General features: G+C 63.1%; 28 protein-coding genes. 6 read left to right on the top strand and 22 right to left on the bottom strand.

Annotated features, from left to right (window positions below; translation table 11 throughout):
• Window positions 1–104: 104 nt before the first annotated feature.
• Complete coding sequence (locus E5X88_RS13345) at window positions 105–452, bottom strand: GFA family protein (protein ID WP_292161864.1); 348 nt, start codon at window positions 450–452, stop codon at window positions 105–107.
• Window positions 453–572: 120 nt separating this feature from the next.
• On the opposite strand from E5X88_RS13345, the gene E5X88_RS13340 reads away from it, so the two are divergent.
• Window positions 573–1,868: an amidase gene (locus E5X88_RS13340; RefSeq protein ID WP_292161862.1), complete on the top strand. Its 1,296-nt coding sequence runs from the start codon at window positions 573–575 to the stop codon at window positions 1,866–1,868.
• Window positions 1,869–1,879: 11 nt separating this feature from the next.
• Here the strand turns inward: E5X88_RS13340 and E5X88_RS13335 are convergent, their stop codons facing one another.
• From E5X88_RS13335 to E5X88_RS13315, 5 genes are read right to left on the bottom strand one after another with little or no spacing between them, the layout of a single operon-like run.
• Complete coding sequence (locus E5X88_RS13335) at window positions 1,880–2,266, bottom strand: hypothetical protein (RefSeq protein WP_292161860.1); 387 nt, start codon at window positions 2,264–2,266, stop codon at window positions 1,880–1,882.
• 41 nt (window positions 2,267–2,307) lie between these two features.
• Window positions 2,308–3,288: a hydroxyacid dehydrogenase gene (locus tag E5X88_RS13330; RefSeq protein ID WP_292161857.1), complete on the bottom strand. Its 981-nt coding sequence runs from the start codon at window positions 3,286–3,288 to the stop codon at window positions 2,308–2,310.
• 1 nt (window position 3,289) lies between these two features.
• Window positions 3,290–4,006 (bottom strand): FadR/GntR family transcriptional regulator, encoded by a 717-nt coding sequence (locus tag E5X88_RS13325; RefSeq protein ID WP_292161855.1) that lies wholly within the window; start codon window positions 4,004–4,006, stop codon window positions 3,290–3,292.
• 2 nt (window positions 4,007–4,008) lie between these two features.
• On the bottom strand, window positions 4,009–5,178 hold the full coding sequence (locus E5X88_RS13320; RefSeq protein WP_292161853.1) for a mandelate racemase/muconate lactonizing enzyme family protein: 1,170 nt from the start codon (window positions 5,176–5,178) through the stop codon (window positions 4,009–4,011).
• Between the two features lie 59 nt (window positions 5,179–5,237).
• A complete protein-coding gene (locus tag E5X88_RS13315; protein WP_292161851.1) occupies window positions 5,238–6,125 on the bottom strand; it encodes a sugar phosphate isomerase/epimerase in 888 nt (295 codons plus the stop codon).
• A gap of 398 nt (window positions 6,126–6,523) precedes the next feature.
• On the opposite strand from E5X88_RS13315, the gene E5X88_RS13310 reads away from it, so the two are divergent.
• From E5X88_RS13310 to E5X88_RS13295, 4 genes are all read left to right on the top strand, one after another.
• Window positions 6,524–7,579: a sugar phosphate isomerase/epimerase gene (locus E5X88_RS13310; RefSeq protein WP_292161849.1), complete on the top strand. Its 1,056-nt coding sequence runs from the start codon at window positions 6,524–6,526 to the stop codon at window positions 7,577–7,579.
• Between the two features lie 158 nt (window positions 7,580–7,737).
• Entirely contained in the window at window positions 7,738–8,925 is a 1,188-nt protein-coding gene (locus E5X88_RS13305; RefSeq protein ID WP_292161848.1) for a Gfo/Idh/MocA family oxidoreductase, read from the top strand.
• A 36-nt stretch (window positions 8,926–8,961) separates the two neighbouring features.
• On the top strand, window positions 8,962–9,813 hold the full coding sequence (locus E5X88_RS13300; protein WP_292161847.1) for a sugar phosphate isomerase/epimerase: 852 nt from the start codon (window positions 8,962–8,964) through the stop codon (window positions 9,811–9,813).
• A gap of 55 nt (window positions 9,814–9,868) precedes the next feature.
• A complete protein-coding gene (locus tag E5X88_RS13295) occupies window positions 9,869–10,318 on the top strand; it encodes an SgcJ/EcaC family oxidoreductase (protein WP_292161846.1) in 450 nt (149 codons plus the stop codon).
• A 70-nt stretch (window positions 10,319–10,388) separates the two neighbouring features.
• On the opposite strand, the gene phnE (E5X88_RS13290) is transcribed toward E5X88_RS13295, so the two are convergent.
• From phnE (E5X88_RS13290) to phnG, 12 genes are all read right to left on the bottom strand, one after another.
• Window positions 10,389–11,936 carry a phosphonate ABC transporter, permease protein PhnE gene (phnE, locus tag E5X88_RS13290; protein ID WP_292161845.1) on the bottom strand — a complete coding sequence of 516 codons (1,548 nt, stop codon included), beginning with the start codon at window positions 11,934–11,936 and terminating at the stop codon, window positions 10,389–10,391.
• Between the two features lie 4 nt (window positions 11,937–11,940).
• Window positions 11,941–12,915 (bottom strand): phosphonate ABC transporter, permease protein PhnE, encoded by a 975-nt coding sequence (phnE, locus tag E5X88_RS13285; protein ID WP_292161844.1) that lies wholly within the window; start codon window positions 12,913–12,915, stop codon window positions 11,941–11,943.
• A 73-nt stretch (window positions 12,916–12,988) separates the two neighbouring features.
• Window positions 12,989–13,897: a phosphonate ABC transporter substrate-binding protein gene (phnD, locus tag E5X88_RS13280; RefSeq protein WP_292161842.1), complete on the bottom strand. Its 909-nt coding sequence runs from the start codon at window positions 13,895–13,897 to the stop codon at window positions 12,989–12,991.
• A 143-nt stretch (window positions 13,898–14,040) separates the two neighbouring features.
• Window positions 14,041–14,898: a phosphonate ABC transporter ATP-binding protein gene (gene phnC / locus E5X88_RS13275; protein WP_292161872.1), complete on the bottom strand. Its 858-nt coding sequence runs from the start codon at window positions 14,896–14,898 to the stop codon at window positions 14,041–14,043.
• A 297-nt stretch (window positions 14,899–15,195) separates the two neighbouring features.
• Complete coding sequence (locus tag E5X88_RS13270) at window positions 15,196–15,810, bottom strand: DapH/DapD/GlmU-related protein (protein WP_292161840.1); 615 nt, start codon at window positions 15,808–15,810, stop codon at window positions 15,196–15,198.
• Window positions 15,807–16,514 (bottom strand): phosphonate C-P lyase system protein PhnL, encoded by a 708-nt coding sequence (phnL, locus tag E5X88_RS13265; RefSeq protein ID WP_292161838.1) that lies wholly within the window; start codon window positions 16,512–16,514, stop codon window positions 15,807–15,809. Before phnL ends, E5X88_RS13270 begins: the two co-directional genes overlap by 4 nt.
• Window positions 16,515–16,516: 2 nt before the next feature.
• Window positions 16,517–17,293: a phosphonate C-P lyase system protein PhnK gene (gene phnK / locus E5X88_RS13260; protein ID WP_292161836.1), complete on the bottom strand. Its 777-nt coding sequence runs from the start codon at window positions 17,291–17,293 to the stop codon at window positions 16,517–16,519.
• On the bottom strand, window positions 17,290–18,171 hold the full coding sequence (locus E5X88_RS13255) for an alpha-D-ribose 1-methylphosphonate 5-phosphate C-P-lyase PhnJ (protein ID WP_292161833.1): 882 nt from the start codon (window positions 18,169–18,171) through the stop codon (window positions 17,290–17,292). Before E5X88_RS13255 ends, phnK begins: the two co-directional genes overlap by 4 nt.
• Complete coding sequence (locus E5X88_RS13250; protein ID WP_292161831.1) at window positions 18,168–18,455, bottom strand: hypothetical protein; 288 nt, start codon at window positions 18,453–18,455, stop codon at window positions 18,168–18,170. The genes E5X88_RS13255 and E5X88_RS13250 overlap by 4 nt, the downstream gene beginning before the upstream one ends.
• Window positions 18,452–19,564, bottom strand: coding sequence for a carbon-phosphorus lyase complex subunit PhnI (locus tag E5X88_RS13245; protein WP_292161829.1), 1,113 nt, complete (start codon window positions 19,562–19,564; stop codon window positions 18,452–18,454). The genes E5X88_RS13250 and E5X88_RS13245 overlap by 4 nt, the downstream gene beginning before the upstream one ends.
• 1 nt (window position 19,565) lies before the next feature.
• On the bottom strand, window positions 19,566–20,177 hold the full coding sequence (gene phnH, locus E5X88_RS13240; protein WP_292161828.1) for a phosphonate C-P lyase system protein PhnH: 612 nt from the start codon (window positions 20,175–20,177) through the stop codon (window positions 19,566–19,568).
• Window positions 20,177–20,638, bottom strand: a complete 462-nt coding sequence (phnG, locus tag E5X88_RS13235; RefSeq protein ID WP_292161827.1) for a phosphonate C-P lyase system protein PhnG — start codon at window positions 20,636–20,638, stop codon at window positions 20,177–20,179. The genes phnH and phnG overlap by 1 nt, the downstream gene beginning before the upstream one ends.
• A 124-nt stretch (window positions 20,639–20,762) precedes the next feature.
• Here phnG and phnF point away from each other — a divergent pair, with 124 nt between their 5' ends.
• Complete coding sequence (gene phnF, locus E5X88_RS13230; protein ID WP_292161826.1) at window positions 20,763–21,512, top strand: phosphonate metabolism transcriptional regulator PhnF; 750 nt, start codon at window positions 20,763–20,765, stop codon at window positions 21,510–21,512.
• 25 nt (window positions 21,513–21,537) lie between these two features.
• On the opposite strand, the gene E5X88_RS13225 is transcribed toward phnF, so the two are convergent.
• From E5X88_RS13225 to E5X88_RS13210, 4 genes are all read right to left on the bottom strand, one after another.
• Window positions 21,538–22,554, bottom strand: coding sequence for a zinc-binding alcohol dehydrogenase family protein (locus E5X88_RS13225; RefSeq protein ID WP_292161825.1), 1,017 nt, complete (start codon window positions 22,552–22,554; stop codon window positions 21,538–21,540).
• A gap of 70 nt (window positions 22,555–22,624) precedes the next feature.
• The gene (locus tag E5X88_RS13220) at window positions 22,625–23,590 is read right to left on the bottom strand and encodes an ABC transporter permease (RefSeq protein WP_292161824.1); all 966 of its coding nucleotides are present in this window, start codon (window positions 23,588–23,590) and stop codon (window positions 22,625–22,627) included.
• Window positions 23,587–25,140, bottom strand: coding sequence for a sugar ABC transporter ATP-binding protein (locus E5X88_RS13215; protein ID WP_292161823.1), 1,554 nt, complete (start codon window positions 25,138–25,140; stop codon window positions 23,587–23,589). The genes E5X88_RS13220 and E5X88_RS13215 overlap by 4 nt, the downstream gene beginning before the upstream one ends.
• Window positions 25,141–25,231: 91 nt before the next feature.
• The gene (locus tag E5X88_RS13210; RefSeq protein WP_292161821.1) at window positions 25,232–26,227 is read right to left on the bottom strand and encodes an ABC transporter substrate-binding protein; all 996 of its coding nucleotides are present in this window, start codon (window positions 26,225–26,227) and stop codon (window positions 25,232–25,234) included.
• Between the last annotated feature and the right edge of the window lie 80 nt (window positions 26,228–26,307).

The raw sequence follows: 26,307 nt of genomic DNA, 5'->3' as shown, positions 1-26,307 counted from the left end.
AAACCACCCATCAGCCGCCTCGGCTTCGATCGGGACAACCTGCTGAGGCACCACAGCTAGATCGCCAGATCGCTCGAACGCTGGGAGCCGGCAATAGTTCGGTTTCACGCCGAGCGGCCGTCGAAGTCGAAAATTGGCACAGCACCCGGATCGAGATCGTCTATGCAATGGATATTGATGTAGGCGCTTCGTTCGCTCCTTTCGCTGACGTCCTCGGCGAAAGGATGGATGCCGCAGGTGCGGCAGAACCGATGGGCGATGACTTGGTTGCCGAAGGTATATTTGCCAAGATCGTCGCCCCAGGCGAGCACCCGCAATGTCTCATGCGGCACGGCCCATAGCAGGGCGCCCTTGCGTGAGCAGATCGAGCAATTGCATCGCACGGCTCCGGTCAGTTCGCCTTTGATCTCGAAGGCGATCTTGCCGCAGTGGCAACTGCCTTTGTAGAGCATCAGGTCTCCTCCTTCCGTTCGACAGGGGTGCAAATGTGCTTATGCCGGGTTATGTCTCGCGAGCCACGTATTGGCTGTTGCCTGTAAGACGTTGCACGCGCCCGGAGTCCGACACCGAAAATGCAATCCACCCGCGACCGCCTCGAAGCCGTCCTTTCGCATCTCGCTGTCCGCGCGGACAATGAAAGCGTGTTCATAAAACTGTATCCGCAAGCTGCGCGGGCGGCAGCCGATGCCGCCGATGCGCGGCGCAAGGCCGGCGTCACGCTCGGGCCGCTCGACGGAGCGATTATCTCGATCAAGGATCTGTTCGACGTCGCCGGCGAGCCTACAACAGCCGGTTCGTTGTTGCTCAGCACCGCGGTGCCGGCGCTGCGAGATGCCGTCATCGTGCGGCGGCTGCGGCAGGCTGGCGCCGTCATCTTCGGCAAGACCAACATGACCGAATTCGCCTTCACCGCGATCGGCGTCAACCCGCATTACGGCACGCCCGGCAATGCGACCGACGGCAGCCGGATTGCGGGTGGCTCATCTTCGGGCGCCGGTGTTTCCGTTGCCGAAGGCACCAGCGAAATCTCGATCGGTTCCGACACCGGCGGCTCGGTGCGCATTCCGGCATCGCTGAACGGCGTCGTCGGCTTCAAGCCGACGGCGCGGCGCGTGCCGCGTGATGGCGTTTTCCCGCTGTCGGCCACGCTGGACTCTATTGGCCCGCTCGCCCGCACCGTCGCCGAATGCGCAGCCGCCGACGCGGTGATGGCGGGCGAGGAGCCTGCGGCGCTTATTCCGCTTCCGCTTGCCGGACTGCGCATCGGCGTGCCACGCGGCGTGCTCTTCGAGGATACGGAAGAAGAGGTCGCGGCGGCGTTCGACAGATGTGTTCGCAAGATAGAGCTTGCCGGTGCAGGCCTCGCCGATCTGTCCATCGATGACCTCCTTGTCGATTTGCGCGCGGTAACCAAGCAGGCCTCGATCGCGGCAATGGAGGGTGCCGAGGTCCATGCAGATTGGCTCGCGAGTGGCGCGACGACACCGGTCGATCCGCGGGTGAGCGAGCCGTTGTCGCGCGCTGCCGCCGTTCCGGCCACGGCCTATATCAGGGCAATCCGCCGCCGCACGGCGCTTCTGGCGGCCATGGATGAGCGGCTGGCATCGGTCGATGTGCTGGCTCTGCCGACCACGCCGGTCACCGCGCCGACCATCGTGTCGATGACCAGCGACGAAGGTCTGTGCGACAGGACGGAAGGCCTTCTGCTGCGCAACACGCAGGTTGCCAACCAGTTCGACCTCTGTGCGATCTCCCTGCCGATGCCGGGAATGGTTCGCCCGGCCGGGCTGATGCTGCTGGCGCGCAACGGCCACGACCACCGTCTCCTGAGCATCGCGGCGGAAGTCGAGGTACTGCTTGGCCGTTGACGGTGGGAACGTCAGTGCGACGAACAGTGGCCGCGTTCGTTCTCCCTGGACGCGCGCTCGATACCGGTCGCGACCAGCCAGGGCAGAGTGTATTGCTTGCCGTTGAGGGTCTGGGTCCGGTTCTCGATCGAGCCGGCAACGACGACCGTGCCGGCATAGAGCTTGTCTGAGAGATCGAGCGCCTTGTCCTCCTGCCGCAATCCATCGATATCGATCGACACGCCCTTGATGATCTTGCCCGTGGCAAGATCGAGCGCGCTGTTCGACGGACAGGGCGCCATCACGCAACGCAGGCCGTTATCGCAATAGACATAGCTGCTCTCGGCCGCAGCGACCGAGGGCAGGACGCAGATCCAAAAGATGGTCGTAAGCAGCGGCGTGCGGCGAAGAACGAGCATGGGTCCAGCGTCGCGGAGAATTGGGGCGAAACCGCGATACGCTATGCGTCAGCCGGAAACCGCCGCCGGTAGTGCTTGACCACTTCGGGATTGCGCAGATTGACCGGCAATTTGTTGGCCAGCACCAGCAAGGTTTCATCAGCCGAACCGACGCCCATGCGCATCATCGATTGCTCGGTGATGCCGGCCATGTGCGGGGTGACGATGACATTGTCGAAGCCGAAATAGGGGTGATCTGAAGGCAGCGGCTGCGTCGCAAAGACATCGAGCGCGGCACCGCCGATGCGGCCCTTTTGCAAGGCCTCGATCAAGGCGTCGTCGTCGATCACCGGCCCGCGCGAAATATTGATCAGCAGCGCATCCGGCTTCATCCGGGCGATGCGCTCGCGGCTGATCAGGCCGCGCGTCTCCGGTGTCAGCGGGCAGCACAGGACGATGATGTCGCTCTGCTCGACCAGCGCGTCGATCGACAAGAAGCCGACCCTGTCCGGCGCTGGCCCCATGCTGCGCGTCGTCGCCACCACGTTCAGGTCGAAACCATGCGCCGCGATATGGCCAACGGCCCGTCCGATGGCGCCGAGGCCAACAATGCCGATTGTCTTGCCGGCGAGCTCGCTGGCGAGAATGGTGTGGTCGCGGCCGGCCAGCCAGCCTTTCGCCCGCAGGTCGCGGTCCACCATGCGGAAACGCCGAAGCAGCGCCAGGGCCGCGAACATCACGTATTCGGCGACCGACCGTGCGTTGACCGCCGGCACGTTTGCCACCAGCACGCCGGCTGCGTTGGCCGCTTCCATCGGCACCATGTCGAGCCCGGCGCCGTGGCGGATTGCGGCCCTGAGTTTCGTCGCACCTTCGAAAAGCGCTGATGGCAGCGGAGCGCGCACGATGATGATATCAGCGTCCCTCGCTTCGGCGGTAAGCGTGCCTGCGTCGAGGGCGGAGGCGACAACGAGGTCACCGGCACCAGCCAGCATGGCGGTGGCGCGCGGGTGCAGCGTGTGCGTCGACAGGATTTTAGGCATATCAGGCCTGTTCGAGCGCTTGGCTGTGAGGTTCTGCCCCGCCGCCCTCGATCAGGCCTTTCCAGTAGCTCTCCGCACCTTGCAGATGGGCACTCATCAGCGCCTGGGCGAGGTTGCCGTCGCGGCGCAGCAGCGCCTCGTAGATCTGGATATGCTCGGCATGCGAGCGCACGTTGCGTTCGGGATCGTTGAAATAGATCGGCAGGCGTTGCTCGCCCATCATGTAGTAGACGCTGCATACGTTGTGAAAAACGCTGTTCTTGGTTGCCCGCACGATCTCGAGGTGAAACTCGCGGTCTTCCTTGGCAAGGCCCTCGCCGGCCGCGATGCGATCCTCCGAAGCTTTCAGAATCTCGCGCAGCCGCTCGAAATTTTCCTCGGTGGCGCGCGAGCAGGCAAGCTCGGCGGCCTTGATCTCGTGGATCTTGCGCAATTCGACCGTCTCATAGATCCGGATCGGATCGAGCGGCAGGCCGGCTCGCGCGAACAGCGCCATGGCTTCGACGCTGGCCTGCTTGGTGTCGATGTAGATGCCGGACTTCGCCCGGCGCTCGACGATGCGCATGGCTTCGAGGATGGCCAGCGCCTCGCGGATCTGGCCTCGGCTGACCGCAAAATGCTCCGCCAGCTCACGTTCCGACGGCGTTCGGCCCGTCGCCTTGTCGGAGTGGGAGAACAGATAGGCGGCGAGTTCCGCGAGAAGGTTCTTTTCTTTCATGGTCAGCCGCGTTGCGCGTGCGCCTCCAGGAATCGTTCCGAAAGGGTGAATCCCAGTCCGGGCTTCTCGGGGATCGCTATCATACCGTCCTTTGCTTCGACAGTCTCCTCGATCAGATCATGGATCATCGGGTTGGCGCCGAGCGAATATTCGACGGTGAAGCTCGCCGGCGAGGCGGCGCAGACATGGAGCCCGGCAAAGAAGCAAGGCGCGCCGGCCCACAGATGCGGCGCAAAGCGCAGATTGAAGGCGCTGGCGATGGTGCCGATCTTCATCGCCTCGCTGATGCCGCCGCAAAAGGCAGGGTCCGGCTGGAAGATGTCGGCCGCCTTGAGCATGGCGAGGTCGCGGAACGCGTAGCGCGTCGCTTCGCTTTCGCCGGTGGCGATCGGGATCGAGCCGGACGCCCGCACTTCGGCCATCCCTGGCTTGTCGTCGGCGATGACCGGCTCCTCGAACCAGGCCAGATCGAGATCGCCGGCGAGATGGATGAAGCGTTTGGCCTCCGCCACCGTATAGGTGCCATGCGCATCGACCATCAGGTCGACGTCGGGGCCGAGCGCCTGTCTTGCGGCGCGGACGCGGGCGGCGGAAATGTGCGGAGCGCCGTCCATGGCGCCGACGCGCATCTTCAGCGCCTTGAAGCCGCCCTTGGCGACATAGGATTTCAACTGGTCGCCAATCGCCTCGCTGGAGGCCCAGCCGCCGGAAGCATAGGCCGGCATGCGGTCGAGCTTGCGGCCGCCGAGCAGCCGCCAGACCGGAACCCCCAGCGACTTGCCCAGAATATCCCACAGCGCTATGTCGACGGCGCTGATCGCGGCGACGCTGATGCCGCGCCGTGCCAATTGCGGCATGGCGTGGCCGGCAAGTGCCGCACTGTCATGGCGCACGCCATTGTAGAGCATCTCCCAGATCACCCCGATGTCGGCCGGATCGCAGCCGATCAGCTGCGGGCCGACTTCGTTGTTCAGCATGTGGACGAGAGCGCCATAGTTGCCGGTGCTGCCGGCGGCATTCTTGCCTTCGCCCCAGCCGACCAACCCATCGTTGGTCTCGATACGCAGGATGGCGGCGTCGAACGTCGTCACCTGACCGAAGTCGCTGCGGTGCTGCTTCGCGGCTTCGATCGGTATGCGGACCCACCAGGCTTGGACCGTCTTGATGCGCATGTTCATCCCCGGCCCCGCCGCCAGGTCGGGGCGGAAGGGCTCATTCCCAATCGGATTGGCTACTTGATCAGCGGCAGCAGCGTTTCGGCGGTGATGCGCATCTGGTCGGTGTAGAATTTCTCCGTCAGCACGCTGGAGCCGTGATCCTGGATGAACTTCAGCTGTTCCGGCGAGATGTCGACCGGATGGCGCTCGACCATGTCGGGATAGGGCGCGGCCGGCGTGCGATCGACGGGGGCGACGAACTCGTTGGTCAGCGCGCCGTCGTAGCCGACTTCCTTCAGCGTGCCGACGATCTTCGGCCAGTCGATCTGTCCGAGACCGGCTGCGAAGCGGTTGTTGTCGGCCACGTGGAAGTCGAACAGGCGCTTGCCGACTTGGCGGATGGCGTCGTAGACGTTAAATTCTTCCATGTGGATATGGTAGGAGTCGAGGCAGACGCCGCATTCGGGGCTAACCGCATCGGCCAGCGCCAGCGCCTGGGCGCCACGGTTGAACAGATAGGTCTCGAAGCGGTTGAGCGGCTCGACCGCAATCTTGACGCCCACCTTCTTGGCATGGGTGAAGCATTCCCTGGTGGCGTCGACCACCCATTTCCATTCTTCCGCCTCGGTGCCGTCCGGCACCACCTTGCCGACGGTGGCGGGAACGAGCGTGATGATCTCACCGTCGAGCTCGCTCACCATCGTCAGCACATCCTTGACATACTGCACCGAACGCTCGCGCTGGCCCTGGTCCTTGGCGGCAAGATTGCGCTCGCCCAGCATAAGCGTCACCGCACCCCAGCAGCGGATGCCGTGTTCTTTCAGCAGCGCACGCGTCTCATTGGTCTTGTACTGCTCGGGTTCACCGGAGATCTCGATCGATTCATAGCCGAATTTCTTGATGCGTCTGAGCGTCGTCTCCAACGGTTCCGCCCGCATCCAGTTGTGCGTCGAAAGATGCATGGTCTATCCTTCCCAGAATTCGCCTGTAGCAATTCGCCCGCGACACACGCCGCCAAAGTGCGTCGCATGAGTCCTCCCCAAGGCGCTCCAGCTTTTTTCATAAACTGGTTCGACCAATTGGGCCTGAGAGGAGGTCTACAGCAATTTCATCTGGACGGCAAGAAGTCCCACAGGGTAGCCCCAGGCCTCGATTATTCCATTGATAAAACTGACGTATTTCTTCTCCGCCTGACGATTTTTGTGGCTGTGGCCACGCGCGACACCGCTTGACCAAACGGCCATATTTGGTAATACCAGAATGGCGGCGCGCGCTAGCGCCTGTCGAGAAAAGACCAAAGTGGCTGGCCCTGCTTTTAATCGGCGCTATGCTTGGTCGTAGATAATCAGGGAGGATGCTGATGCCGTCGACGATGAAGGGTCCCGGACTGTTTCTGGCGCAGTTCGCGGGCGATGCCGCACCGTTCAATTCGCTGCCGTCGATCACCAAATGGGCGGCCGGGCTGGGCTACAAGGGCGTGCAGATCCCGACCTGGGACAGCCGGCTGTTCGACCTCGAGAAGGCGGCATCTTCCCAGGCCTATTGCGACGAGGTGAAGGGCATCTGCACCGAGGCCGGCGTTGAGATCACCGAGTTGTCGACGCACCTGCAGGGGCAGTTGGTTGCGGTGCATCCGGCCTATGACGCGCAGTTCGACGGCTTTGCGCCGTCTGCGGTGCACAACAACCCGAAAGCCAGGCAGCAATGGGCGGTCGAGCAGATGCAGTTCGGCGCCAAGGCTTCGAAGAATCTCGGGCTCAAGGCGTCGGTGTCCTTTTGCGGAGCATTGGCTTTTCCCTACCTCTACCCTTGGCCGCAACGGCCGGCGGGATTGATCGAGGAAGCGTTTTCCGAGCTCGGAAAACGCTGGAAGCCGATCCTCGATGTCTATGAGGACAATGGCGTCGACCTTGGTTACGAGATCCATCCGGGCGAGGACGTGTTCGACGGCGCGACCTTCGAGATGTTCCTCGACGCTGTCGGCGGCCATAAGCGCTGCAACATCAATTACGACCCGTCGCATTTCCTGCTGCAGCAGCTCGACTATCTTGAATTCATCGACATCTATCACGAGCGGATCAAGGCGTTCCACGTCAAGGATGCGGAGTTCAATCCGACCGGCCGGCAAGGCGTCTATTCCGGCTATCAGAGCTGGACGAACCGGGCTGGACGTTTCCGCTCGCTCGGCGACGGGCAGGTGGATTTCGGCGGCATCTTCTCCAAGCTCGCCCAATATGACTACGATTCATGGGCGGTGCTGGAATGGGAGTGCTGCCTGAAGCATCCGGAGGACGGGGCGGCCGAAGGCGCTCCGTTCATCCAGCATCATATCATCAGGGTGACGGAAAAGGCTTTCGACGATTTCGCCGGCGGCGCGACAGACAAGAAGGTGCTGCGCGCCATGATGGGGATTTAGCGCGGCTTACCCTCCCCCTTGAGGGGAGGGTCGATCCGCACAGCGGGTCGGGGTGGGGTCGCCGGGCGTAGAGCTCGGCATGAACCGACCCCACCCGGCCCTTCGGGCCACCCTCCCCTCAAGGGGGAGGGGTATCTCAGACAACGAGGGAGAAAATCATGGTCGGCGCATCGAAGTCGGAAACGGGAGGCGGCCCGATCCGCTACGGCATGGTCGGCGGCGGGCAAGGTGCCTTCATCGGTGCGGTGCACCGGATCGCGGCGCGTATGGACAATGAGTTCGTGCTGGTGGCAGGCGCCCTGTCGTCGGATCCGGCACGTGCCAAGGCGTCGGCCGCGGAACTCGGGCTCGATCCCGCGCGCAGCTACGGCTCCTTCGCCGAAATGGCCAAGGCCGAGGCCAAGCGGCCGGACGGCATCGAGGCGGTGGCCATCGTCACGCCCAATAATGTGCACGTGCCGGCGGCGAAGGCTTTTCTCGAAGCTGGCATCCACGTCATTTGCGACAAGCCGCTGGCGACGACGCTGGCGGAAGCGAAGAAATTGGCGGCATTGGTCGAAAAGACCGGCAAGGTCTTTGTGCTCACCCACAACTACACCGCCTATCCGATGATACGGCAGGCGCGCGAGATGGTGGCCAAGGGGCAGCTCGGCGACATCCGCATCGTGCAGTCGGAATATCCGCAGGACTGGCTGACCGAGGACCTCGCCGCCACCGGCCAGAAGCAGGCGTCGTGGCGCTCCGACCCCAAGCAGGCCGGTGCTGGCGGTGCTTTGGGCGACATCGGCACGCATGCCTATAATCTCGCGCGCTTCGTTTCCGGGCTGGAACTCGATTCGCTTTCCGCCGATCTCGACGCCTTCGTGCCGGGGCGGCAGCTCGACGACAATGTCAACGTGATGCTGCGCTTCAAGCCGGTCGGCAAGTCGCATCCGGCCAAGGGCATGTTGTGGGCGAGCCAGGTGGCGCCCGGCCACGAGAACGGGCTGAAGCTGCGCATCTACGGCACGAAGGGTGGGCTCGAATGGGTGCAGGCCGACCCGAACTATCTCTGGTACACGCCGTTCGGCCAGCCGAAGCAGTTGATCACCCGAAATGGCGCCGGAGCGCTGCCGGTCGCCGGGCGCGTCAGCCGCGTTCCCTCAGGCCACCCGGAAGGCTATCTCGAAGGGTTCGCCAACATCTACCAGGAAGCGGCGCGCGCCATCCGCGCGGCGCGCCGCAAAGGCGGCAAGCCGGCTAAGGATGTCATCTTCCCGACCATCCGGGACGGCGTCGAAGGCATGGCCTTCATCGAGGCCTGCGTGAAATCGTCGAAGAAGAACGGAGCTTGGACGAAGCTCTGATCTAAGCAGCAGCAGGGATCATGGGGAGGGGCGTCGATGAAAATCGGCATGTGCATGTTCTTGTGGACGACGGCCGTGTCGAAGAAACACGAGCCGTTGCTCAGGGATATCAAGGCGACCGGCTTCGACGGCGTCGAGATACCGATCTTTTCAGGCACACCGGAGGATTACAAAAAGCTCGGTGCGCTGCTCGACCGCATCGGGCTGGAACGCACCGCCGTCTCGGCCATGGGCGATCCGGCGATGAACTTGATCTCGGTCGATGGCTCGACGCGCAAGGCCGGCATCGACTACATGAAATGGGCGATCGACTGCTCAGCTGCGCTTGGCGCCAAAACGTTGAGCGGCCCGCTGCATTCGACGCTCGGCGCCTTCTCGGGCAGCGGGCCGACGGCGGCGGAGAAAAAGCGCTCGGTCGCCTCGCAACGCGCCATCGGCGACCATGCCGGCAAAAGGAACGTCACCATCGGGCTGGAGGCGCTCAACCGCTTCGAATGCTATCTGCTCAACACGATGGACGATCTGTCGGAGCATATCGACGCAATCGACCGGCCGCACATCAAGGCGATGTATGACACCTTCCACGCCAATATCGAGGAAGCCGACCCGATCGGAGCCTATACGCGCAACCGCAGGAACGTCGTCCACATCCATATTTCGGAAAACGATCGCGGCGTGCCGGGACGTGGCCACGTTCCGTGGCAAGAGACGTTTTCGGCCATCCGCAAGAGCGGCTATGACGACTGGCTGACGATTGAGGCCTTCGGCCGCTCGCTCAGGGATTTGGCGGCCGCCACCAAGGTCTGGCGCGATTTTTCGGAAAGCCCGGAAGCCGTCTATCGCGACGGCTACAAGCACATCAGGAGCGGCTGGAAGAAGGCCGCCTAGTGAGATAATCTGACACTTGGTACCCATTGGGAATCGCCGGAGACGGGAGGTTAGCATGGCTACCGATAAGGTCGGAACCGAAGAGGTGGAAGGTATCGCGCACAGGCTGATCGAAGCTTGGAATCGTCACGATCCTCATGCCTTTGCCGCCGTATTCGCGGCAGATGCCGAGTTTACAAACGTCTTCGGTATGCAGGCGACTGGACGTGGCAAGATCGAGCTGTTCCATGCTCCGATTTTTGAGACGATGTTCAAGGACAGTCATCTATCCGCAGATAGCGTGCGCAGTCGGCTTGTTCGCCCTGATGTTGCCACGCTCGACCTGCGGTGGTCCATGACTGGCGCGCGCGATCCGATGGGAAACGAGTGGCCGCGTCGGCGTGGATTAATCAGCTTAATGGCAACGCGGGATCATGATGAGTGGATGATTGCAACGATGCACAACATGGAACTTGAGAACGATCAAATGGCAAAGTCTCAAGAGAAACTTCAAGAGGGCCAGTAGACTCTTCGTTCACGCCCGAATCGAAACCAACAACTTTCCCCTGAACGGAGGGAAGTAGGCCTTCCTTCCCTCAGGCGACCTGAACTGCCGGCAGCAGGCGAGCGCGCCGCTCGTCATTGCCGTTTGCGGCACTCCCCATCAGTTTGCGGCGGAGATAGCTGGAGATGTTGTCAAAGATAAAAACCACAAGCAGGATCAACAGAACCATGTAGAAGACATTGGCCCAGTTGGTGTTGGTGCGCATGGCCTCCCACAATTTCAGGCCGATGCCGCCGGCGCCGACAGCGCCTATGATCGTCGCTGATCGCGTGTTCGATTCCCAGAAATAGAGGGATTGGCTAAGGAATACCGGCAGAACCTGGGGCAGCACGCCGTAGCGCTGCACCATTGCCGGCGTGGCGCCAACCGAGCGGATGCCCTCGCGCTGCTTGTCGTCGATGTTTTCCAGCGCCTCGGAATAGAGTTTGCCCAGGGTTCCGGTGTCGGTGAAGAAGATCGCCGACATGCCGGCCAGCGGCCCCGGACCGAAGCCGCGCGTGAAGAACAGCGCCCAGATCAGCATATCGACCGACCGCTGGAAATCGAAGAAGCGTTTTGTTACCTGGTTGGCTATCCAGCTCGGCGTCACGTTGCGCGCAGCCAGGAAGGCGAGCGGAAAGGCGACGATCGAGGCCAGCACCGTGCCGACAAAAGCCATGACGATGGTTTGCAGGAGTTTCAGCCAGACGTCGCCGTGCTGCCACTCGGCGTTGTTGAGGACGTTGTCCCAGGCGAGCGCTGCGTTTGACCGCGACGGGTCGATGCGTGCCCCGGAGACGATCAGTGAAGCGACCTCGCCGAACGGCTTTCCCCAGAATGGCGAATTCGTGTCGAACACGAAATTGGCCCAGCCGAAGAAACGTCTCCAGGCGACCACTTCGTCATCCTGCACCTCGGCGCGACCGAGAAATCCGAACGAGACATAAGCTGTCGAGCCCGGCCTGCGTTGCTCGATCCAGTCAGGCAGCGGTGTGCGCGGCGTGACAGAACTGTCCTTGGCTATGTCGAAGATGACGCTTTCGGTCCCGCGTGTCACGGTGACAAGGTTTGGCGTGACGGCGATCCGGCCATTGCCAAAGACGACGTCCGCCGCCACGACGGCCTTTTCGCGCACCATTTCAGGAGCAGGCGGAACCGATTGCCCTGGTGCGGCGGCCGGGTTTTCGGCGGTTGGCGCGCCAGGCGCCATGAACGAGTCCTGCGACGACTTGTTGGTCGCGATCGCCGGTGCTGGTGCTGCGTCGACCCGCCGCTCGATCACCGCCATCTGCTTGGTCACCCAGTCGGGATCTGGATTGGATCCCAGTTTGGAGAAGCGGGAATAGTCGATCGTCAGGTGGTTGTCCTTGAACTCGATGTCGGGCCGGATTTCGTAAGACACCCAGTCGGCGAGATAAGCGCCGGCAAGGTTCCAATTCGCCTTTTCGAGAACGGCGCCGACCGAGAAGAACCACGCGCAGTAGAAGGTGTAGAGAATACACAGGAGGATGCCGATCGGAGTGGCATAGCGCTTCCACAGGGAGCGTCGGAATGCGTCCGGATGGCGAGCGGCGATGTCGTCGATGGCGTCGGCGTTCATAGCGTTACTCTCCGCGCCCGTACGCGAACGCCTGTCTGCCGATCAGACGGTGTCTCAGCCATGCCGAAAACTGGTCGACGGCGACAATCGTACAGAACAGCAGAAAGACGATGGCGATAGTCTTGGCCTCATGGCCCCGGCCGATCGAAAGGCGCAGGGTTTCACCGATGCCGCCGGCGCCGACGGCGCCGAGAATGGTCGAAGCGCGGACATTGATCTCGAAGCGAAGCAGGAAATAGCTCATGAAGTTGGGCAAAACCTGGGGCACGATGCCGAACCACACCCGTTCGACCCAGTTGGCGCCAACGGCGCGCAAGCCTTCTTCAGGCTTCATGTCGGCATTCTCCACCACTTCGAAGAACATTTTTCCGAGCGCGCCGACGGTATGGATGCTGACCGCGAGGATCGCCGGAATGGGTCCAAGCGAGAAGATCGCCAGAAAGAAGCCGGCAATGACAATTTCCGGAAAGGCGCGGACGATTTCAAGGAAGCGGCGCGTGGCGAAACGGAGCCAGCGGCTGGCCGTGATATTGCCTGCGGCGAGGAAGCAGAGCAGGAAACCAAATGCGGAGCCCACCAGCGTCGAAAAAAGGGCGATGTTCAGCGTCTCGATCATCCGGTGGAAATATTCCGGAATGTAGATGCTTTGGGTCAGGTAGACCCGGCCTTCGGGGTAGTCGAACTTGAGGCTGCCATCGTCATAGGGAGACGGCAGATCGAACAGCGCGCGCACCGGATCGAACCAGTCGCGCGGCTTCAACTCGACGAAAAAGTCGGCGATGTAGGGAAGCCGGTCGAAGAATTTTCCGGCGTTGGTCTCGTTGGCGAACCAGAGCGAACCACAGAGTGCAAGAAACAGAAAAGCCAGGCCCCCGATCGTGTAAAGGCGCCGGCGAGCGGCGAGGTCGCGCCTGTGCCGCTCGACAGTGGCTCCCTCCGGTGAAAGCGCAGGCGCGCGGTAAACGTCGGTCGCACTCATCGATAGATCCCCGGCCCCTGATGCGGCAACGCCGCCGGCGGCACATGGCCCCGGCGGCGTTGTGGCAGTTTGCTTACGAGCCGATCTTCGCCTTACGCGCGTCAATGATTGCCTGATAGAATTCCGGGGTGACCGGCGAATAGCCCTTATAGTCGCCACCTTGTACCGCCGAGAAACAGGCCGGATCGGTTTGCGGAAGATTGGTCAGGAAATCGGTGATCTTCTGCTTGGCGTCGGCGTCGATCGACGTACGCACGACCAGCGGGCCGTTCGGGATCAGCGGCGACTGCCACAATTCGACGAGGTCGTCCATCTTGAGGACACCCTTGTCGACCATCTTGCGCAGATTGCCCGAGCTGTAGCCGTCCTTGAAGTCGCCGACGCCGGAGGCCCAGGTGGTGCCGGCATCGAAGGTGCCCTTCAGGACTTCAAGGACGAGCTGTTCATGGCCGCCACCGAAACCGGTCGACGCGAAATAGCTCTTCACGTCCATGCCGATGTCCTTAGGCAGCGACGTGACCGGGACCAGGTAGCCAGAGGTCGAATCGGGATCGGCGAAACCGAGTTTCTTGCCCTTCATGTCGGCAAGTGTCTTGATGCCGGAATCAGCACGGGCGACCATGACCGAATGGTAGCCGGTCGAACCGTCGGTCTGGACCGTCGTCAGGATCGGTTCAACCGCGTCCTTGTTTTCGAGATAAACCTTGGCGTAGGCGGACGCGCCCAGTTCGGCATAGTCAAGCGTGCCGCCGAGCAGCCCCTGGATGACGCCGTCATAGTCGGCGGCCGGGAACAGCGAAACTTTCTCGACGCCGAGGACTTCCTTGATGTGGTCGGCGAAGCACTGGTAGTTGCGCAGACGGTCGGCTTCGTTCTCGCCGCCCAGAATGCCGACGCGGAATTCCTTCAGGTCCTGTGCCTGGACCGTGCCCACCGCCATGGCGAAGATGGAAACGGCACTGAAAAGTATTTTTCTAAACATCTCGTCTCTCCTGTTGGTTCCGGCATTGCGCCGGTAGCGTTCGAATTTTGACAGCGCCCTTGACGCGGGCTGGCGATCCAGGCGCTCTTTTGCCTGTCCATGATCTTTCCGTATACCGGTATCCACTTGTCGGGATCATGGAGCTAGTAGCCGGGAAATGCGGGCTCGAGCGGTCCGGCGGATGCGGCGATTTTTTGCTTGATGGTGACGCTGGTCGAGGTGATGGCCTCGGAGATTTCGCCGCCATTGCTGTCGGCACCATAGACCATGCGCACGGCCTCGCGGTTGAGGTCTTCGGGCGGGCCGTCGAACACGACCTTGCCAGCGGCCATGCCGATGATGCGGTTGCAATAGGTGCGCGCGGTATCCAGCGTGTGCAGATTGGTGACGACGGTGAGGCCTTCGCGCAGATTGATGTCCTGCAGCGAATCCATCACCACCTTGGCGTTGAGCGGGTCGAGAGAGGCGATCGGCTCGTCGGCAAGGATGACTTTCGGTTTCTGCATCATGGCGCGGGCAATCGCGACGCGCTGCTGCTGGCCGCCCGACAAGGTGCCGGCCGGCTGCAGCGCCGTGCGGGCGATGTCGAGACGCTCGAGCGCCGCGATCGCCTCGGCCCGTTCCTCGCGGGAGAAGATGCCGAGCAGATTGACAAGGGTCGAGCGGTGATTGAGCCGGCCGAGCAGCACGTTGGTCAGGACGTCGAGGCGCGGCACCAGGTTGAACTGCTGAAAGATCATGGCGCAGTCGCGCTGCCAACGCCGAAGCGGCGAGCCGCGCAACTGCGAGACTTCAGCGCCGTCAAAAAAAATCGACCCTTGGCTCGGATCGATGAGACGGTTGATCATGCGCAAAAGCGTCGACTTGCCGGCGCCGGAGCGGCCGATGATGCCGACCATCTGACCGTGCGGGATCGAGATATCGACGTCGTTGACGGCGGTGTTCTTGCCAAACCGGCGGGTAATGCCGCGGATCTCGAGCGTGGCTGAGGTTGCCGACAGGGGGGCTGATATAGGCAATTTCCAGTCCAGTCGCAGTTGAAGGTCTGTTAACCCTCGCTAGCGCAGCCGCATGAACCTGCGGTGTCGGATTGATGTCAGTTTTGTTACCGCCCACAGGCCAGGGCGGCGCGCCGTCAACCTAGGGCAAGAAGTTCCTCGAAATGCTTCATGTCCTTGAGGCTGCAGAAGGTCGGAGGCCGCAGCTCGATCAACGGAGCCTGCCGGGCAAGCGGCGAGAGGCAGTCATCGAGCATGTCCTGCCATTGCATATGAGCGGAACTCGATGGGCAGTGGCCGTCAGCCGTATTTTTCCAGAAACGCTTCCGCCGAAAGCGCGCGAAAATCGTCGAGTGCGGCGCGCAGGCGGGCATGGTCCCAATCCCACCAGGCGAGTGCCTGATAACGCTCGGCCGTGCGGCGGTCGAAGCGTTCGCGAATCAGTTTGGCCGGCACGCCGCCGACGATGGTGTAGGGCGCGACGTCCTTCGACACCACCGCGCCGGCGCCGACCGCCGCGCCATCGCCGACGATGACGCCTGGCAGGATGGTCGAGCCGTGGCCAAGCCAGGTGTCGTGGCCGATGGTGACGCGCCTGGCGCGGCGCTGGGCGAAGAATTCGCTCTCGTGCTCGGCATCGTCCCAATAGTCCGAAGCGCGATAGGTGAAATGGTGCAGTGTCGGCCGCCAGGTCGGGTGGTTGGTGGCGTTGATGCGCACATTGGCGGCGATGTTGGCGAACTTGCCGATCGTCGCGCACCAGACGCCGCAGTCCTGCATCATGTAGGAATAGTCGCCCAGCGTGCTTTCCGAAACCCGGCAGCGTTCGGCGATTTCGGTCCAGCGGCCAAGCGTCGAGTCCTCGACTTCCGCCGTCTCGTGGACAAGCGGCGCCTCCGACAGTTTTCTGGTCATGCGGCGATTTTCCCGGCGGCGAAGGCGGACACGTCGATGATGCGATCGGCAACCGCCTCGCGCACGTCATGGTCGTGGAAGATGCCGAGCAAGGCGACGCCGGCCGCCTTCTTGGCTGCGATCAGCGCAATCACCACGTCGCGGTTCCTGGCATCGAGCGAAGCGGTCGGCTCGTCGAGCAGCAGGATCGGATGCTCGGTGATGAAGCCGCGCGCGATGTTGACGCGCTGCTGCTCGCCGCCGGAAAAGGTCGCCGGCGGCAGCGCCCACAGCTTTTCCGGCAGGTTGAGCTGCGCCAGCAAGGCGCGTGCCTTACCGCGCGCAACCTCACGGTCCTCGCCGCGTTCGACCAGCGGTTCGGCGACGACGTCGAGGGCGGAGACGCGCGGCACGGTGCGCAGGAACTGGCTGACATAGCCGATCGTGAGCCGGCGCACGGCAAGCACTTTGCGTGGGCTGGCCGTCGCGAGGTCGATGAGCCCGTCCTCATGCTGGACGATGATCTGGCCTTCATCGACGGCATAATTGCCGTAGAGCATCTTCAGGATCGAGCTCTTGCCGGCGCCGGACGGGCCGCCGAGCACGGTGCATTCACCGGCCCTTAACGAGAACGACACGCCAGCGACAACAGGCAATTTGATGCCGTCGCGCAGATGCATGGTGAAGCTCTTGGCGACGTCGGAGACAACGAGCGGGGTCGGCATAGTCACACCTGCAGAATGGAAGAGACAAGAAGCTGAGTATAAGGCGCGCGCGGATCGTCGAGCACGCGGTCGGTGAGGCCGCTTTCGACGACGTGGCCGTCCTTCATCACCATCATGCGTTGCGACAGCAGTCGCGCCACGGCGAGATCGTGGGTGACGACGATGGCGGCCAAGCCGAGATCGGTGACCAGCCCGCGCAACAAATCGAGCAGGCGCGCCTGCACCGAGACGTCGAGGCCGCCGGTCGGCTCGTCCATGAACACCAGCCGCGGCCCGGTGACGAGGTTGCGGGCGATCTGCAGGCGCTGGCGCATGCCGCCGGAAAAGGCGCGCGGTTCGTCGTCGATGCGGTCCTCGTCGATCTCGACGCGCGACAGCCAGTCGACCGCCGTGGCCCGGATCTTCCCATAGTGGCGGTCGCCCACCGCCATCAGCCGCTCGCCGACATTGGCGCCGGCCGACACCGTCATGCGCAGGCCGTCGGCGGGATTCTGATGGACGAAACCCCAGTCGGTGCGCATCAAGAAGCGGCGCTCGGCCTCGCTCATGCGGTAGAGTTCGCGGAACTGGCCGTCGCGCATGCGGTAGCTGGCGGTGCCGGAGCTCGGCAGCAGCCGGGTCGACAGGCAATTGAGCAGCGTCGTCTTGCCGGAGCCGGATTCGCCGACCACCGCCAGCACCTCGCCCGGCCACAGGTCGAAGGTGATGTTCTCGCAGCCGACGCGCGAGCCGTAGAATTTGGAGAGCGCGGATACGCGTAGCAAGGGTTCGTCACTCATTGCGCCGGCTCCATGGTTTCGGGCGCAAGGTGGCCGCGATGGCCTGCTTCGCGCCGCTTCTCGCAATGATCGGTGTCGGAGCAGACGAACATGTGGCCGCCATGGTCGTCGAGGATGACCTCGTCGAGATAGACGTTCTCGGCCGCGCAAAGCGCACAGGGCTGATCGAAGGTCTGCACCTCGAACGGATGGTCCTCGAAGTCGAGGCTGACCACCTCGGTGAAGGGCGGCACTGCATAGATGCGTTTTTCGCGGCCGGCGCCGAACAATTGCAAAGCCGGCGAACGGTGCATCTTCGGATTGTCGAATTTCGGCGTCGGCGACGGGTCCATCACATAGCGGCCTTCGACCTTGACCGGATAGGCATAGGTGGTGGCGATGCGGCCGTGCCTGGCGATGTCCTCGTAGAGCTTCACATGCATGAGGCCGTATTCCTCCAGCGCATGCATCTTGCGCGTCTCGGTCTCGCGCGATTCGAGGAAGCGCAGCGGCTCGGGGATCGGCACCTGGTAGACCAGCACCTGGCCCGATGTCAGCGGATGCTCGGGGATGCGGTGGCGGGTCTGGACGATGGTCGCCTTCGCCGTCTCGGTGGTGACGGCGACATTGGCGACCTTCTTGAAGAAAGCGCGGATCGAGACCGCGTTGGTGGTGTCGTCGGCGCCCTGGTCGATGACCTTCAGCACATCGTCGGGGCCGATGATCGAGGCCGTCACCTGGACACCACCGGTGCCCCAGCCATAGGGCATCGGCATTTCGCGCGAGGCGAACGGCACCTGATAGCCGGGAATGGCGATGCCCTTGAGGATCGCCCGGCGGATCATCCGCTTGGTCTGCTCGTCGAGATAGGCGAAGTTGTAGGTGGCGATGTCGGTCATGGTGATCGCTTCCGCTTTGTGCTACCAGATTGACTTCCAACACGCGGAAAAAGGGCCAGACCCAGGTGACCCCAACCGGATGGATGCACATCGGAATTCTGCTGTTGGCGTTCGTCGGCGCTGTCGTCTTTTTCCTTCGCCCTAAGAGTCTCTCCGGACCAAGAGACGGTTCGGGCAATGACTTCTTCTCCGGCGGACAGGATAGCAGCAGCAGCGGCTATGACGGGCATAGCAGCCATTCCAATGGTGGCAGCGGTCATGGTGGTGGAGACGGCTGAAATCATTCGGCGGCCTCTCGCTTTTCCTCGGCCTTACCTGAGTTTTCGCGGGCATCGTGCTCGGCGCGCATGCGGCGCACCAGGTCGAGCTCGGCCTGGAAGTCGACATAGTGCGGCAGCTTGAGGTGCTCGACGAAGCCGGTCGCCTGGACATTGTCGGAATGCGAGATGACGAACTCCTCGTCCTGCGCGGCTGCGACGACATCCTCGCCGAATTCGGTTGCACGAAGAGCGCGGTCACAAAGCGCCATAGCCATCGCCTTGCGTTCGCTCTGGCCGAAGACGAGGCCGTAGCCGCGGGTGAATTGCGGCGGCGCCTTGGCCGAGCCCTTGAACTGGTTGACCATCTGGCACTCGGTGACACGCACGGAGCCGAGCGGGACGGGGAAGGGCAGTTCCGGCACGTCCAGTTCCAGCTCGACTTCGCCGATGCGGACCTCGCCGACGAAGGGATGGTTGCGGGCATAGCCGCGCTGGGTGGAATAGCCGAGCGCCAGCAAAAAACCCTCGTCGCCGCGCGACAGCGCCTGCAGGCGGATGTCGCGCGTCATCGGAAATTCCAACGGCTCGCGGGTGATATCGCCGGGAACATGGTCCTGCGGCATGTCGCCATCAGGCTCGATCAGGCCTTCGCGGGCGAGGATCGCGGAGACGCGCGGCATGGCTTCCGCCTCGCTTGCACGCTGCAGCGGTTCGGCGATATCGCCGCCCGTGGCAAGCTCGGGGTCGAGCAGCCGGTGCGTGTAATCGAAGGTCGGGCCGAGGAGCTGGCCGCCGGGCAGATCCTTGTAGGTCGCCGACACACGTCGCTCGACCAGCATTGCGCCGGTGTCGATGGCGTTGGTGTAGCCGAAGCGTGGCAGCGTGGTGCGATAGGCGCGGACAAGGAAGATCGCCTCGATCATGTCGCCGCGCGCCTGGACAATGGCGAGCGCCGCCAATTCCCTGTCGTAGAGCGAACCTTCGCTCATTACCCGGTCGACACCGAGCGCCAGTTGCTCGACGATCTGGTCGAGGCGCAGCGCCGGCACGGAGCGGTCGCCGCGCCGGCGGTCGGCGAGCAGGCTGTGGGCGTTGGCAATGGCCGCTTCGCCGCCTTTTACCGCGACATACATATCACGCCTCCATCGTCTTGATGCGCGTCGTGCGCGGTAGGCAGGTAACGCCGTCCGGCGTGGCGAGGACGATGTCGACGCCACGCGGAAAGCGCTGGTTGTTCTGCTTCCACTGTTCGACGAAGTGGCGCGGCATCTGCGCCGGTGCGATTGACGCGGTTCTTTCGATGCCGGGGCCTTCGAGCAGCAGAGGGGCGCCAGAGACGAGATCGCCGACTTGCAGGATCAGCGTCGTGGAGCGGTCGGGATAGTCCTGCGTGCCTTGCGAGAAGCCGTCGAGCGCCATCATTTCGGCCGGCGTGGCGATCAGCGCGAAATGCGCATCGGCTGGCGTGTTGGCGAGTGGCGCGCCGGTGTGGAAGCCGAGCCAGGATTTCACCGCTGCCGGAGCCTGCAAAACGGGGTCGAGCCAGAGCGGCGTGTCGTTGTCGCATAGCGCCAGCGCGATGGCGCCAGCGGTGGCCGATAGCGGCGCCGGCGGACGGGCAAAAGCCGGCAGGGGCTGCAGGGTGCCCGGCCGCGCCATGGCGTCCATCACGGCGCGGAACACTGTCTGCGCGTTGAACACCGGATCGGCAAAGCCGCCCTCGATCGCTTGGGTCGCGATATCCATCAGTCTTCTCCGCGTACCATGGTGAAGAAATCGACCTTCGTTGCCGCCGTCTCGGCGCGCCGCCGTTCACGTGCGCTGGCCAGTGCGGCCTGCAGCGGCGCAATGATCCTGGTCTCGACCTCGGGGCGCAGGGCAGGGTCCTGCCAGAGCGCGTCGGCGATTGCCGCCAGCCTTGCCTTTTGTTTGTCGCGGCCGAGCGTGTAGCAGTGGCCGACCTGGCCGGATGCAAGCCGGACGGTGGCGCGGGTGACCGTCGCCTCGCCGACATTGAACGGCGCGCCACCGCCACCGATGCGGCCACGCACGGTGACCAGGCCGGTTTCGGGACCGCGCAGGAGTTCCGCTTCCGAAGGCAGGCCGGCCTCGTTCCAGAGACGGACGATATCGTCGCCGGTCGATTGCGCCAGCGTTGCCATGGCGGCCTTGCGCTCGACCTGATCGCGCGCTTCCTGTCCTCGCATGACCGCCCTTCCTTCTCGCTGTAAATTTGTCTATTGATGTAGACAATTATACAAATTATATCTATTCCCTAATGCGTGTCCATGACGGATGGATGACAAGGGCGAAAAGTTCGCGGGGCAACGAATGATCGGGCGGCAGATGGCCAGCAGCTTGGAGCGGCGCACCGGCGTCTCGCTGTGGCGGCAGATCGCCGACCAGATCCTGCATTCGATAGCCGTCGGCGACTTTGCCGAGAATGCCGCGCTGCCGCCGGAAATCGCCCTGGCCGAACGTTACGGCGTCAATCGTCATACCGTGCGCAGCGCTATCGCGGCCCTTGTTCAGGAGGGGGTGCTCAGGGCTGAGCAGGGGCGCGGCACCTTCGTGCTGTCGCGCAAGCGCCTGTCCTATCCGATCGGCGCCCGCACGCGCTTTTCAGAAGGTCTACAGGGGCAAGCGTCGGAGCGCCGCAGCGTCCTGCTCGAATCGGCGGTCGAGCCGGCCAGCCGGCGCGTCGCCGAAGGGCTGGGGCTCTCCAAGGGTTCGACTGTGATCCGCCTTGAGACACGCGGCGAAGCCGATGGGCAACCGGTGTCGCGTGCCACCGGCTGGTTCGACGCGGGACGCTTCGCCGGCATCGACGCCGCCATGGCCGAAACCGGATCGGTCACCGCCTCATTCCAGCGTTTCGGCATCGGTGACTATCTCAGGCAATCGACTGTACTGTCGGCGCGCCACGCGGATGCCGCCGATCTTGCCGATCTCGATCTGCAGCCCGGCGCCATCGTGCTGGTCACGGTCGCCGTCAATGTCACGCCGGACGGCCAGCCGATCCAGTTCGCCGAAACGCGGTTTCCGGCTGAGCGCGTCGAGCTCAAATTGTCGGCGTTTTAGCATAATCGCCGATACACATCCGGTCTCATCCGACCTGGATGACGGCCTTGATCAGGCCGGATTTCTCATGTTCCCAGCGGGCGAGGTCGCGCGGTGTGTCGCCAAGCGTCGTGCGATGGGTGACGAGCTTTGCCAGCGGCACAGCACCATCGCGGATCGAGGCAGCGACATGGTCGAAATCGGCGCGCAGCGCGTTGCGGCTGCCGATCAGCGTCATCTCGCGCTTGTGGAATTCGGGATCGGAAAAGACGATGTCGTCCTTGACGACGCTGACCAGGACGAGCGTCCCGCCATGCGCGACATGGGCGAAGGCCGACTGGACGGACTGGGTGTTGCCGGTGGCATCGAAGACCACGTCGAAGCCTTCGCCGCCGGTCGCCTCCCGTACCAGATCGGTTGCCGATCCCTTCGAACCGTCAAGGGTCGCGAAGCCGAGTTCGCTTGCGGCAAAGCCGAGCCTCTCTGCGCTCATGTCGAGCAGCGTCACGTCGAGACCGGCGATGCGGGCAAACAGCGCCGTGCCGAGGCCGATGGGCCCGGCGCCGATGACCAGCGTGCGTGCGCCGGGATCAGCCAGCGAGCGCCGCACGGCATGCGCCCCGATCGCCAGGAATTCGACGGCGGCGGCATCCGCCAATGACAGGCCGTTGGCCGGGTAGAGATTTTGCGCCGGCACCAGGATCCGTTCGCACATGGCGCCGTCGCGATGGACGCCGAGCACTTCGATCGCCACGCAGCAATTCGGCTTGCCTTGCCGGCAGGCGATGCATTTGCCGCAGGCGAGATAGGGGTTGACGATCACCGGTGCGCCGCCGGCCAGATCGACGCCTTCGCCGGCCTCGATCACAGTGCCGGAAACCTCGTGGCCCATGATGCGCGGATAGGCGAGGAACGGATGCTTACCCTCGAAGATGTGATAGTCGGTGCCGCAGATGCCGACATGGCTGACCGCGACCAGCGCCCAGCCGGGCGGTGGTGCGCCCGGCACCGGGAGGTCTTCCAGAACAAGATCGCCGGGCGAGCGGCAGACGACGGCTTTCATGCTTCAATCCAGTCGGTTCATGGCACCATCGGCCCTTGCTATCGCCGGGCCGGTGGTTGTTAAGGATAACCTATTTGCCGCGGCGACGCAGGCCGTCGAAATAGACGATGACGATAATCAGCACGCCGGTGATGATGCGCTGCCAGAAGGCGTTGACGTTCAAGAGATTGGCGCCGTTGTTGATGGTGGCGAGGATGAAGGCGCCGAGCAGCGGCCCGTGAATGGAACCGACCGCGCCAAACAGCGAGGTGCCGCCGATCACCGACGAGGCGATCGCCTGCAATTCCCAGCCCTCCGCCTGCGTCGGATTGCCGATGCCGATGCGGGATGCGAGCAGCACGCCGACGAAAGCCGCGCACAGGCCTGACAGCGTATAGGCCATGTAAATGGTGCGCTGGACATTGACGCCGGAAAGTCGCGAAGCCTCGGCATTGGAGCCGACCGAGAACAGATAACGGCCCCAGCGGCTGTGATGCAGGAAAACATAGGCCGGGATACCGACGAGGATCACCATCCAGAACAGGTTGGGGATGCCGAGGAAGGAGTTGCGCGAGAAAAGCTGGAAGGCGTCGTTGTTGATCGAAATCGAATTGCCGTTGGTCATCAAAAGGCCGATGCCGCGCAGCGAAGTCAGCGTCGCCAAGGTGATGATGAAGGGTGGCAGGCCCATCTTGACGATGCCGAAGCCATGGAACAGGCCGATGGCGACGCCGACCAGCAAGGTGATCAGGATGGCGAGGATAACCGGCACCCCGGCATTGATCAGCATGGCTGCGATGACGGTAGCGAAGCCAACCACGGCACCGACGGAAAGATCGATGCCGCCGGTGATGATGACGAAGGTCTGGCCGACCGCCAGGATCGCGATCATCGAACCTTGCCGCAACAGGTTCGAGATGTTGTTGGCGGAGGCGAAGCTCGGTGTCGCCACCGACAGGATGACCCACAACAGCACCAGGAGCGCCAGCAGCGTCAGCCCGAACAGGGCGTTGTAGTTCCGCTTCGGCTTTTCGGCAGCAATCGCCTCGGTGCTCATATCTGTCCTCCCAGCTTTTCTTGTTTCTCGGCGAGCGCCTGAGTGAGAATGTCCTCGTGATTGGCGGCGCGAAACCCATGCGTGGCCACCAGCTTGCCGCGCCGGAACACGTGCAGCGTGTCTGCGAGCTCATAGACCTCCGGCAGATAGGACGAGATCAGGATGATGCCGGCGCCTCTGGACAAAAGCGCACCGAACAGGCGATAGATCTCGGCCTTGGTACCGACATCGACGCCGACCGTCGGCTCGTCGAAAATGAACAACTTGGCGCCATGCGCCAGCCATTTGCCGATGACAATCTTCTGCTGGTTGCCGCCCGACAGGCTGGAGGCCAGCGCGTTGCGCGTCGGCGTCTTGATCCTGAGGTCGGCGATCTGGCGGTCCGCCTCGGCCTTCTCCTGCGCGCTGGAGATCAACAGATTGTTCGAGATGCGCTTGTAGATCGGCAGGTTGAGGTTGAGCCCGACCGGCAGGTTGAGACAGAGACCCTGGTCGCGGCGACTTTCCGGTGCCAGCGCCATGCCGAGCCGGATCGCGTCGTGCTCAGAGTTGACCTGAACCTCCTTGCCTTCCCAGAAAATCTGGCCGGCCGACTTATGGTGCCGGCCATAGAGCGTGGTCACGAACTCGCTGCGACCGGCGCCGATCAGACCATAGAGGCCGACGATCTCGCCGGCGCGGACGGACATCGAAACATTCTCGAAGCCCTTGCCTGAGAGATTCCTGGCTTCGAGCAGCGTCGCGCCCGGGGTGAAATGCTCCTTGTGGTAGACCTGCTCGATCGAGCGGTTGATCATCATCTTGACCAGCTCGGCGTCGTTGGTCTCGGCGATGTTCCTGGTGCCGACCAGCATGCCGTCGCGTAGCACCGAGACACGGTCAGCAAGCTCGAACACTTCTTCCATGCGATGGCTGATGTAGATGATGGTGACGCCTTCATCCTTCAGCCGGCGGATCAGCGTGAAAAGCTGGTCGGCCTCCTTGCGGGTGAGATAGGCGGTGGGTTCGTCGAAGATCAGGAACTTGGTGCCGCGCACGGTGGCGCGGGCGGCGGCGATCAGTTGCTGCTGGCCGATGGTCAGGTCACCCAGCACGACATGCGCCGGCAGGTCGAAGCCGAGATCGTCGATGATCTTCTGTGCTTCCCTGACCATCGCCCGCTGCTGCAGGATGCCGAAGCGGGAATTCTCCTCGCCAAGGAACATGTTGGCCGCGACAGTGAGATGGCGGCACAGAACGACTTCCTGATGCACGGCATTGATGCCGAGCGCCATTGCCTCATGCGGCGTCGCCAGCGCTGCCGGCTTGCCTTCCCAGATGACGTCGCCGGAGGTGCGCGGCATGACGCCGGTCAGAAGCTTGATCAGCGTGGATTTGCCGGCGCCATTCTCGCCGACGATGGCGTGGATCTCGCCGGACTTGAAGGCGAGGCTCACCGGCTTCAGCGCGTGCGTGCCGGGATACCGCTTTTCCAGCCCCTTGAGTTCGAGGATCGTCCCGCCCGGCTCCAGCGTTGGGGCTGGATGCAGTTCCTGCGCCGTCGACGTCATGACAATCCTCCCAGATTGGCTTCACGATTGGCACTTAGTGGAGTGTTTCCGGAGCTGAAAGGCCCCGGAAACATTGCGCCTATGCCGATGCTCAGTCGAGCTTCGGATTGAGCAGCGCGTCGATCTTCGGATCCTTCATATTGGCCTTGGTGACGAGGTTGGCGCCGGTGTCGACATTGGCCTCGACCTTCTCGCCCTTGGACGCGGCGAGCGCCGTCTTGATGCCGTCATAGCCCATCCGGTACGGATCCTGGACGACGAGAGCCGAAATGACACCGTCATTGAGGAACTTGATCAGCTTCTCATCACTGTCGAAGCCGACGAGTCCGACCTTGCCGGCAAGGCTGTTCTCGGCGATCGCCTGACCGACGCCCTGCGCCATGATCAGGTTGGAGGCGAAGATGCCCTTGAGGTTCGGATTGGCGGTGATCAGGTCGGTCGCGATGTTGAGGCCGGTCGTGGCCTGGCCGTCGGCATATTTGTCGGCGACAAGCTTGAGGCCCGGATACTTGGCGGCAAGCTGCTCCTTGAAGCCCTGGGCGCGCTGTTCGAGCGAACCGGCACCCGGAAGTGCGGTGATCAGGGCGACATCACCCTCGACCTTGCCGCCATTGGCCTCGCCGATAGCCGCCGCCAGGCCGTCAGCCGCGACGCGGCCGCCTTGGATGTTGTCGGTGGTCAGGAACGAGGTGAAGGCCTTGGAGTCGGCGCCGGAGTCGATGCCGATGATCTTGACCTTGCTGGCAGCCTCGTCGATCGGCTTCCCGAGCGCCTTGGCCTCGGTCGGCGCGATGACGACGGCGGCCGGGCTGCCGGCGACAGCGTTTTCAAGAATCGATATCTGGCCATTGACGTCGGTCTCGGCCTGGGCGCCGAGTTCCGGCACGTTGACGCCGAGGTCCTTGCCGGCCTTGCGGGCACCCGCCAGAACGATCTGCCAGTAGAAAGAAGTGGTGTCCTTGACGATGATCGGAATGGTCACGTCCGCCGCCGAAGCCGGCGCCGAGTGCATCCCGCCGGCAAGCATCGAGGCAGCGGCGAGGGCCACGAAGGCGCGGCGGTTGAGAATGCTGGTCACGAATTTCATTAGTATTCCTCCCTAAGTCGCCCGGTGAACGTTACGGAAGTCCATTCGGATAGGCGCTGCCCAAACAGAACTTTATCAAT

Source organism: Mesorhizobium sp., assembly GCF_004962245.1.
GTDB lineage: Bacteria > Pseudomonadota > Alphaproteobacteria > Rhizobiales > Rhizobiaceae > Mesorhizobium.
This window is presented reverse-complemented; position numbering and strand designations above follow the sequence as displayed.

Bases quoted from the DNA above. Each gene is read 5' to 3' on its own strand.
- E5X88_RS13345 (WP_292161864.1), bottom strand. From the start codon at position 452: ATGCTCTACAAAGGCAGTTGCCACTGCGGCAAGATCGCCTTCGAGATC.
- E5X88_RS13340 (WP_292161862.1), top strand. From the start codon at position 573: ATGCAATCCACCCGCGACCGCCTCGAAGCCGTCCTTTCGCATCTCGCT.
- E5X88_RS13335 (WP_292161860.1), bottom strand. From the start codon at position 2,266: ATGCTCGTTCTTCGCCGCACGCCGCTGCTTACGACCATCTTTTGGATC.
- E5X88_RS13330 (WP_292161857.1), bottom strand. From the start codon at position 3,288: ATGCCTAAAATCCTGTCGACGCACACGCTGCACCCGCGCGCCACCGCC.
- E5X88_RS13325 (WP_292161855.1), bottom strand. From the start codon at position 4,006: ATGAAAGAAAAGAACCTTCTCGCGGAACTCGCCGCCTATCTGTTCTCC.
- E5X88_RS13320 (WP_292161853.1), bottom strand. From the start codon at position 5,178: ATGCGCATCAAGACGGTCCAAGCCTGGTGGGTCCGCATACCGATCGAA.
- E5X88_RS13315 (WP_292161851.1), bottom strand. From the start codon at position 6,125: ATGCATCTTTCGACGCACAACTGGATGCGGGCGGAACCGTTGGAGACG.
- E5X88_RS13310 (WP_292161849.1), top strand. From the start codon at position 6,524: ATGCCGTCGACGATGAAGGGTCCCGGACTGTTTCTGGCGCAGTTCGCG.
- E5X88_RS13305 (WP_292161848.1), top strand. From the start codon at position 7,738: ATGGTCGGCGCATCGAAGTCGGAAACGGGAGGCGGCCCGATCCGCTAC.
- E5X88_RS13300 (WP_292161847.1), top strand. From the start codon at position 8,962: ATGAAAATCGGCATGTGCATGTTCTTGTGGACGACGGCCGTGTCGAAG.
- E5X88_RS13295 (WP_292161846.1), top strand. From the start codon at position 9,869: ATGGCTACCGATAAGGTCGGAACCGAAGAGGTGGAAGGTATCGCGCAC.
- phnE (WP_292161845.1), bottom strand. From the start codon at position 11,936: ATGAACGCCGACGCCATCGACGACATCGCCGCTCGCCATCCGGACGCA.
- phnE (WP_292161844.1), bottom strand. From the start codon at position 12,915: ATGAGTGCGACCGACGTTTACCGCGCGCCTGCGCTTTCACCGGAGGGA.
- phnD (WP_292161842.1), bottom strand. From the start codon at position 13,897: ATGTTTAGAAAAATACTTTTCAGTGCCGTTTCCATCTTCGCCATGGCG.
- E5X88_RS13270 (WP_292161840.1), bottom strand. From the start codon at position 15,810: ATGACCAGAAAACTGTCGGAGGCGCCGCTTGTCCACGAGACGGCGGAA.
- phnL (WP_292161838.1), bottom strand. From the start codon at position 16,514: ATGCCGACCCCGCTCGTTGTCTCCGACGTCGCCAAGAGCTTCACCATG.
- phnK (WP_292161836.1), bottom strand. From the start codon at position 17,293: ATGAGTGACGAACCCTTGCTACGCGTATCCGCGCTCTCCAAATTCTAC.
- E5X88_RS13255 (WP_292161833.1), bottom strand. From the start codon at position 18,171: ATGACCGACATCGCCACCTACAACTTCGCCTATCTCGACGAGCAGACC.
- E5X88_RS13250 (WP_292161831.1), bottom strand. From the start codon at position 18,455: ATGATTTCAGCCGTCTCCACCACCATGACCGCTGCCACCATTGGAATG.
- E5X88_RS13245 (WP_292161829.1), bottom strand. From the start codon at position 19,564: ATGTATGTCGCGGTAAAAGGCGGCGAAGCGGCCATTGCCAACGCCCAC.
- phnH (WP_292161828.1), bottom strand. From the start codon at position 20,177: ATGGATATCGCGACCCAAGCGATCGAGGGCGGCTTTGCCGATCCGGTG.
- phnG (WP_292161827.1), bottom strand. From the start codon at position 20,638: ATGCGAGGACAGGAAGCGCGCGATCAGGTCGAGCGCAAGGCCGCCATG.
- phnF (WP_292161826.1), top strand. From the start codon at position 20,763: ATGATCGGGCGGCAGATGGCCAGCAGCTTGGAGCGGCGCACCGGCGTC.
- E5X88_RS13225 (WP_292161825.1), bottom strand. From the start codon at position 22,554: ATGAAAGCCGTCGTCTGCCGCTCGCCCGGCGATCTTGTTCTGGAAGAC.
- E5X88_RS13220 (WP_292161824.1), bottom strand. From the start codon at position 23,590: ATGAGCACCGAGGCGATTGCTGCCGAAAAGCCGAAGCGGAACTACAAC.
- E5X88_RS13215 (WP_292161823.1), bottom strand. From the start codon at position 25,140: ATGACGTCGACGGCGCAGGAACTGCATCCAGCCCCAACGCTGGAGCCG.
- E5X88_RS13210 (WP_292161821.1), bottom strand. From the start codon at position 26,227: ATGAAATTCGTGACCAGCATTCTCAACCGCCGCGCCTTCGTGGCCCTC.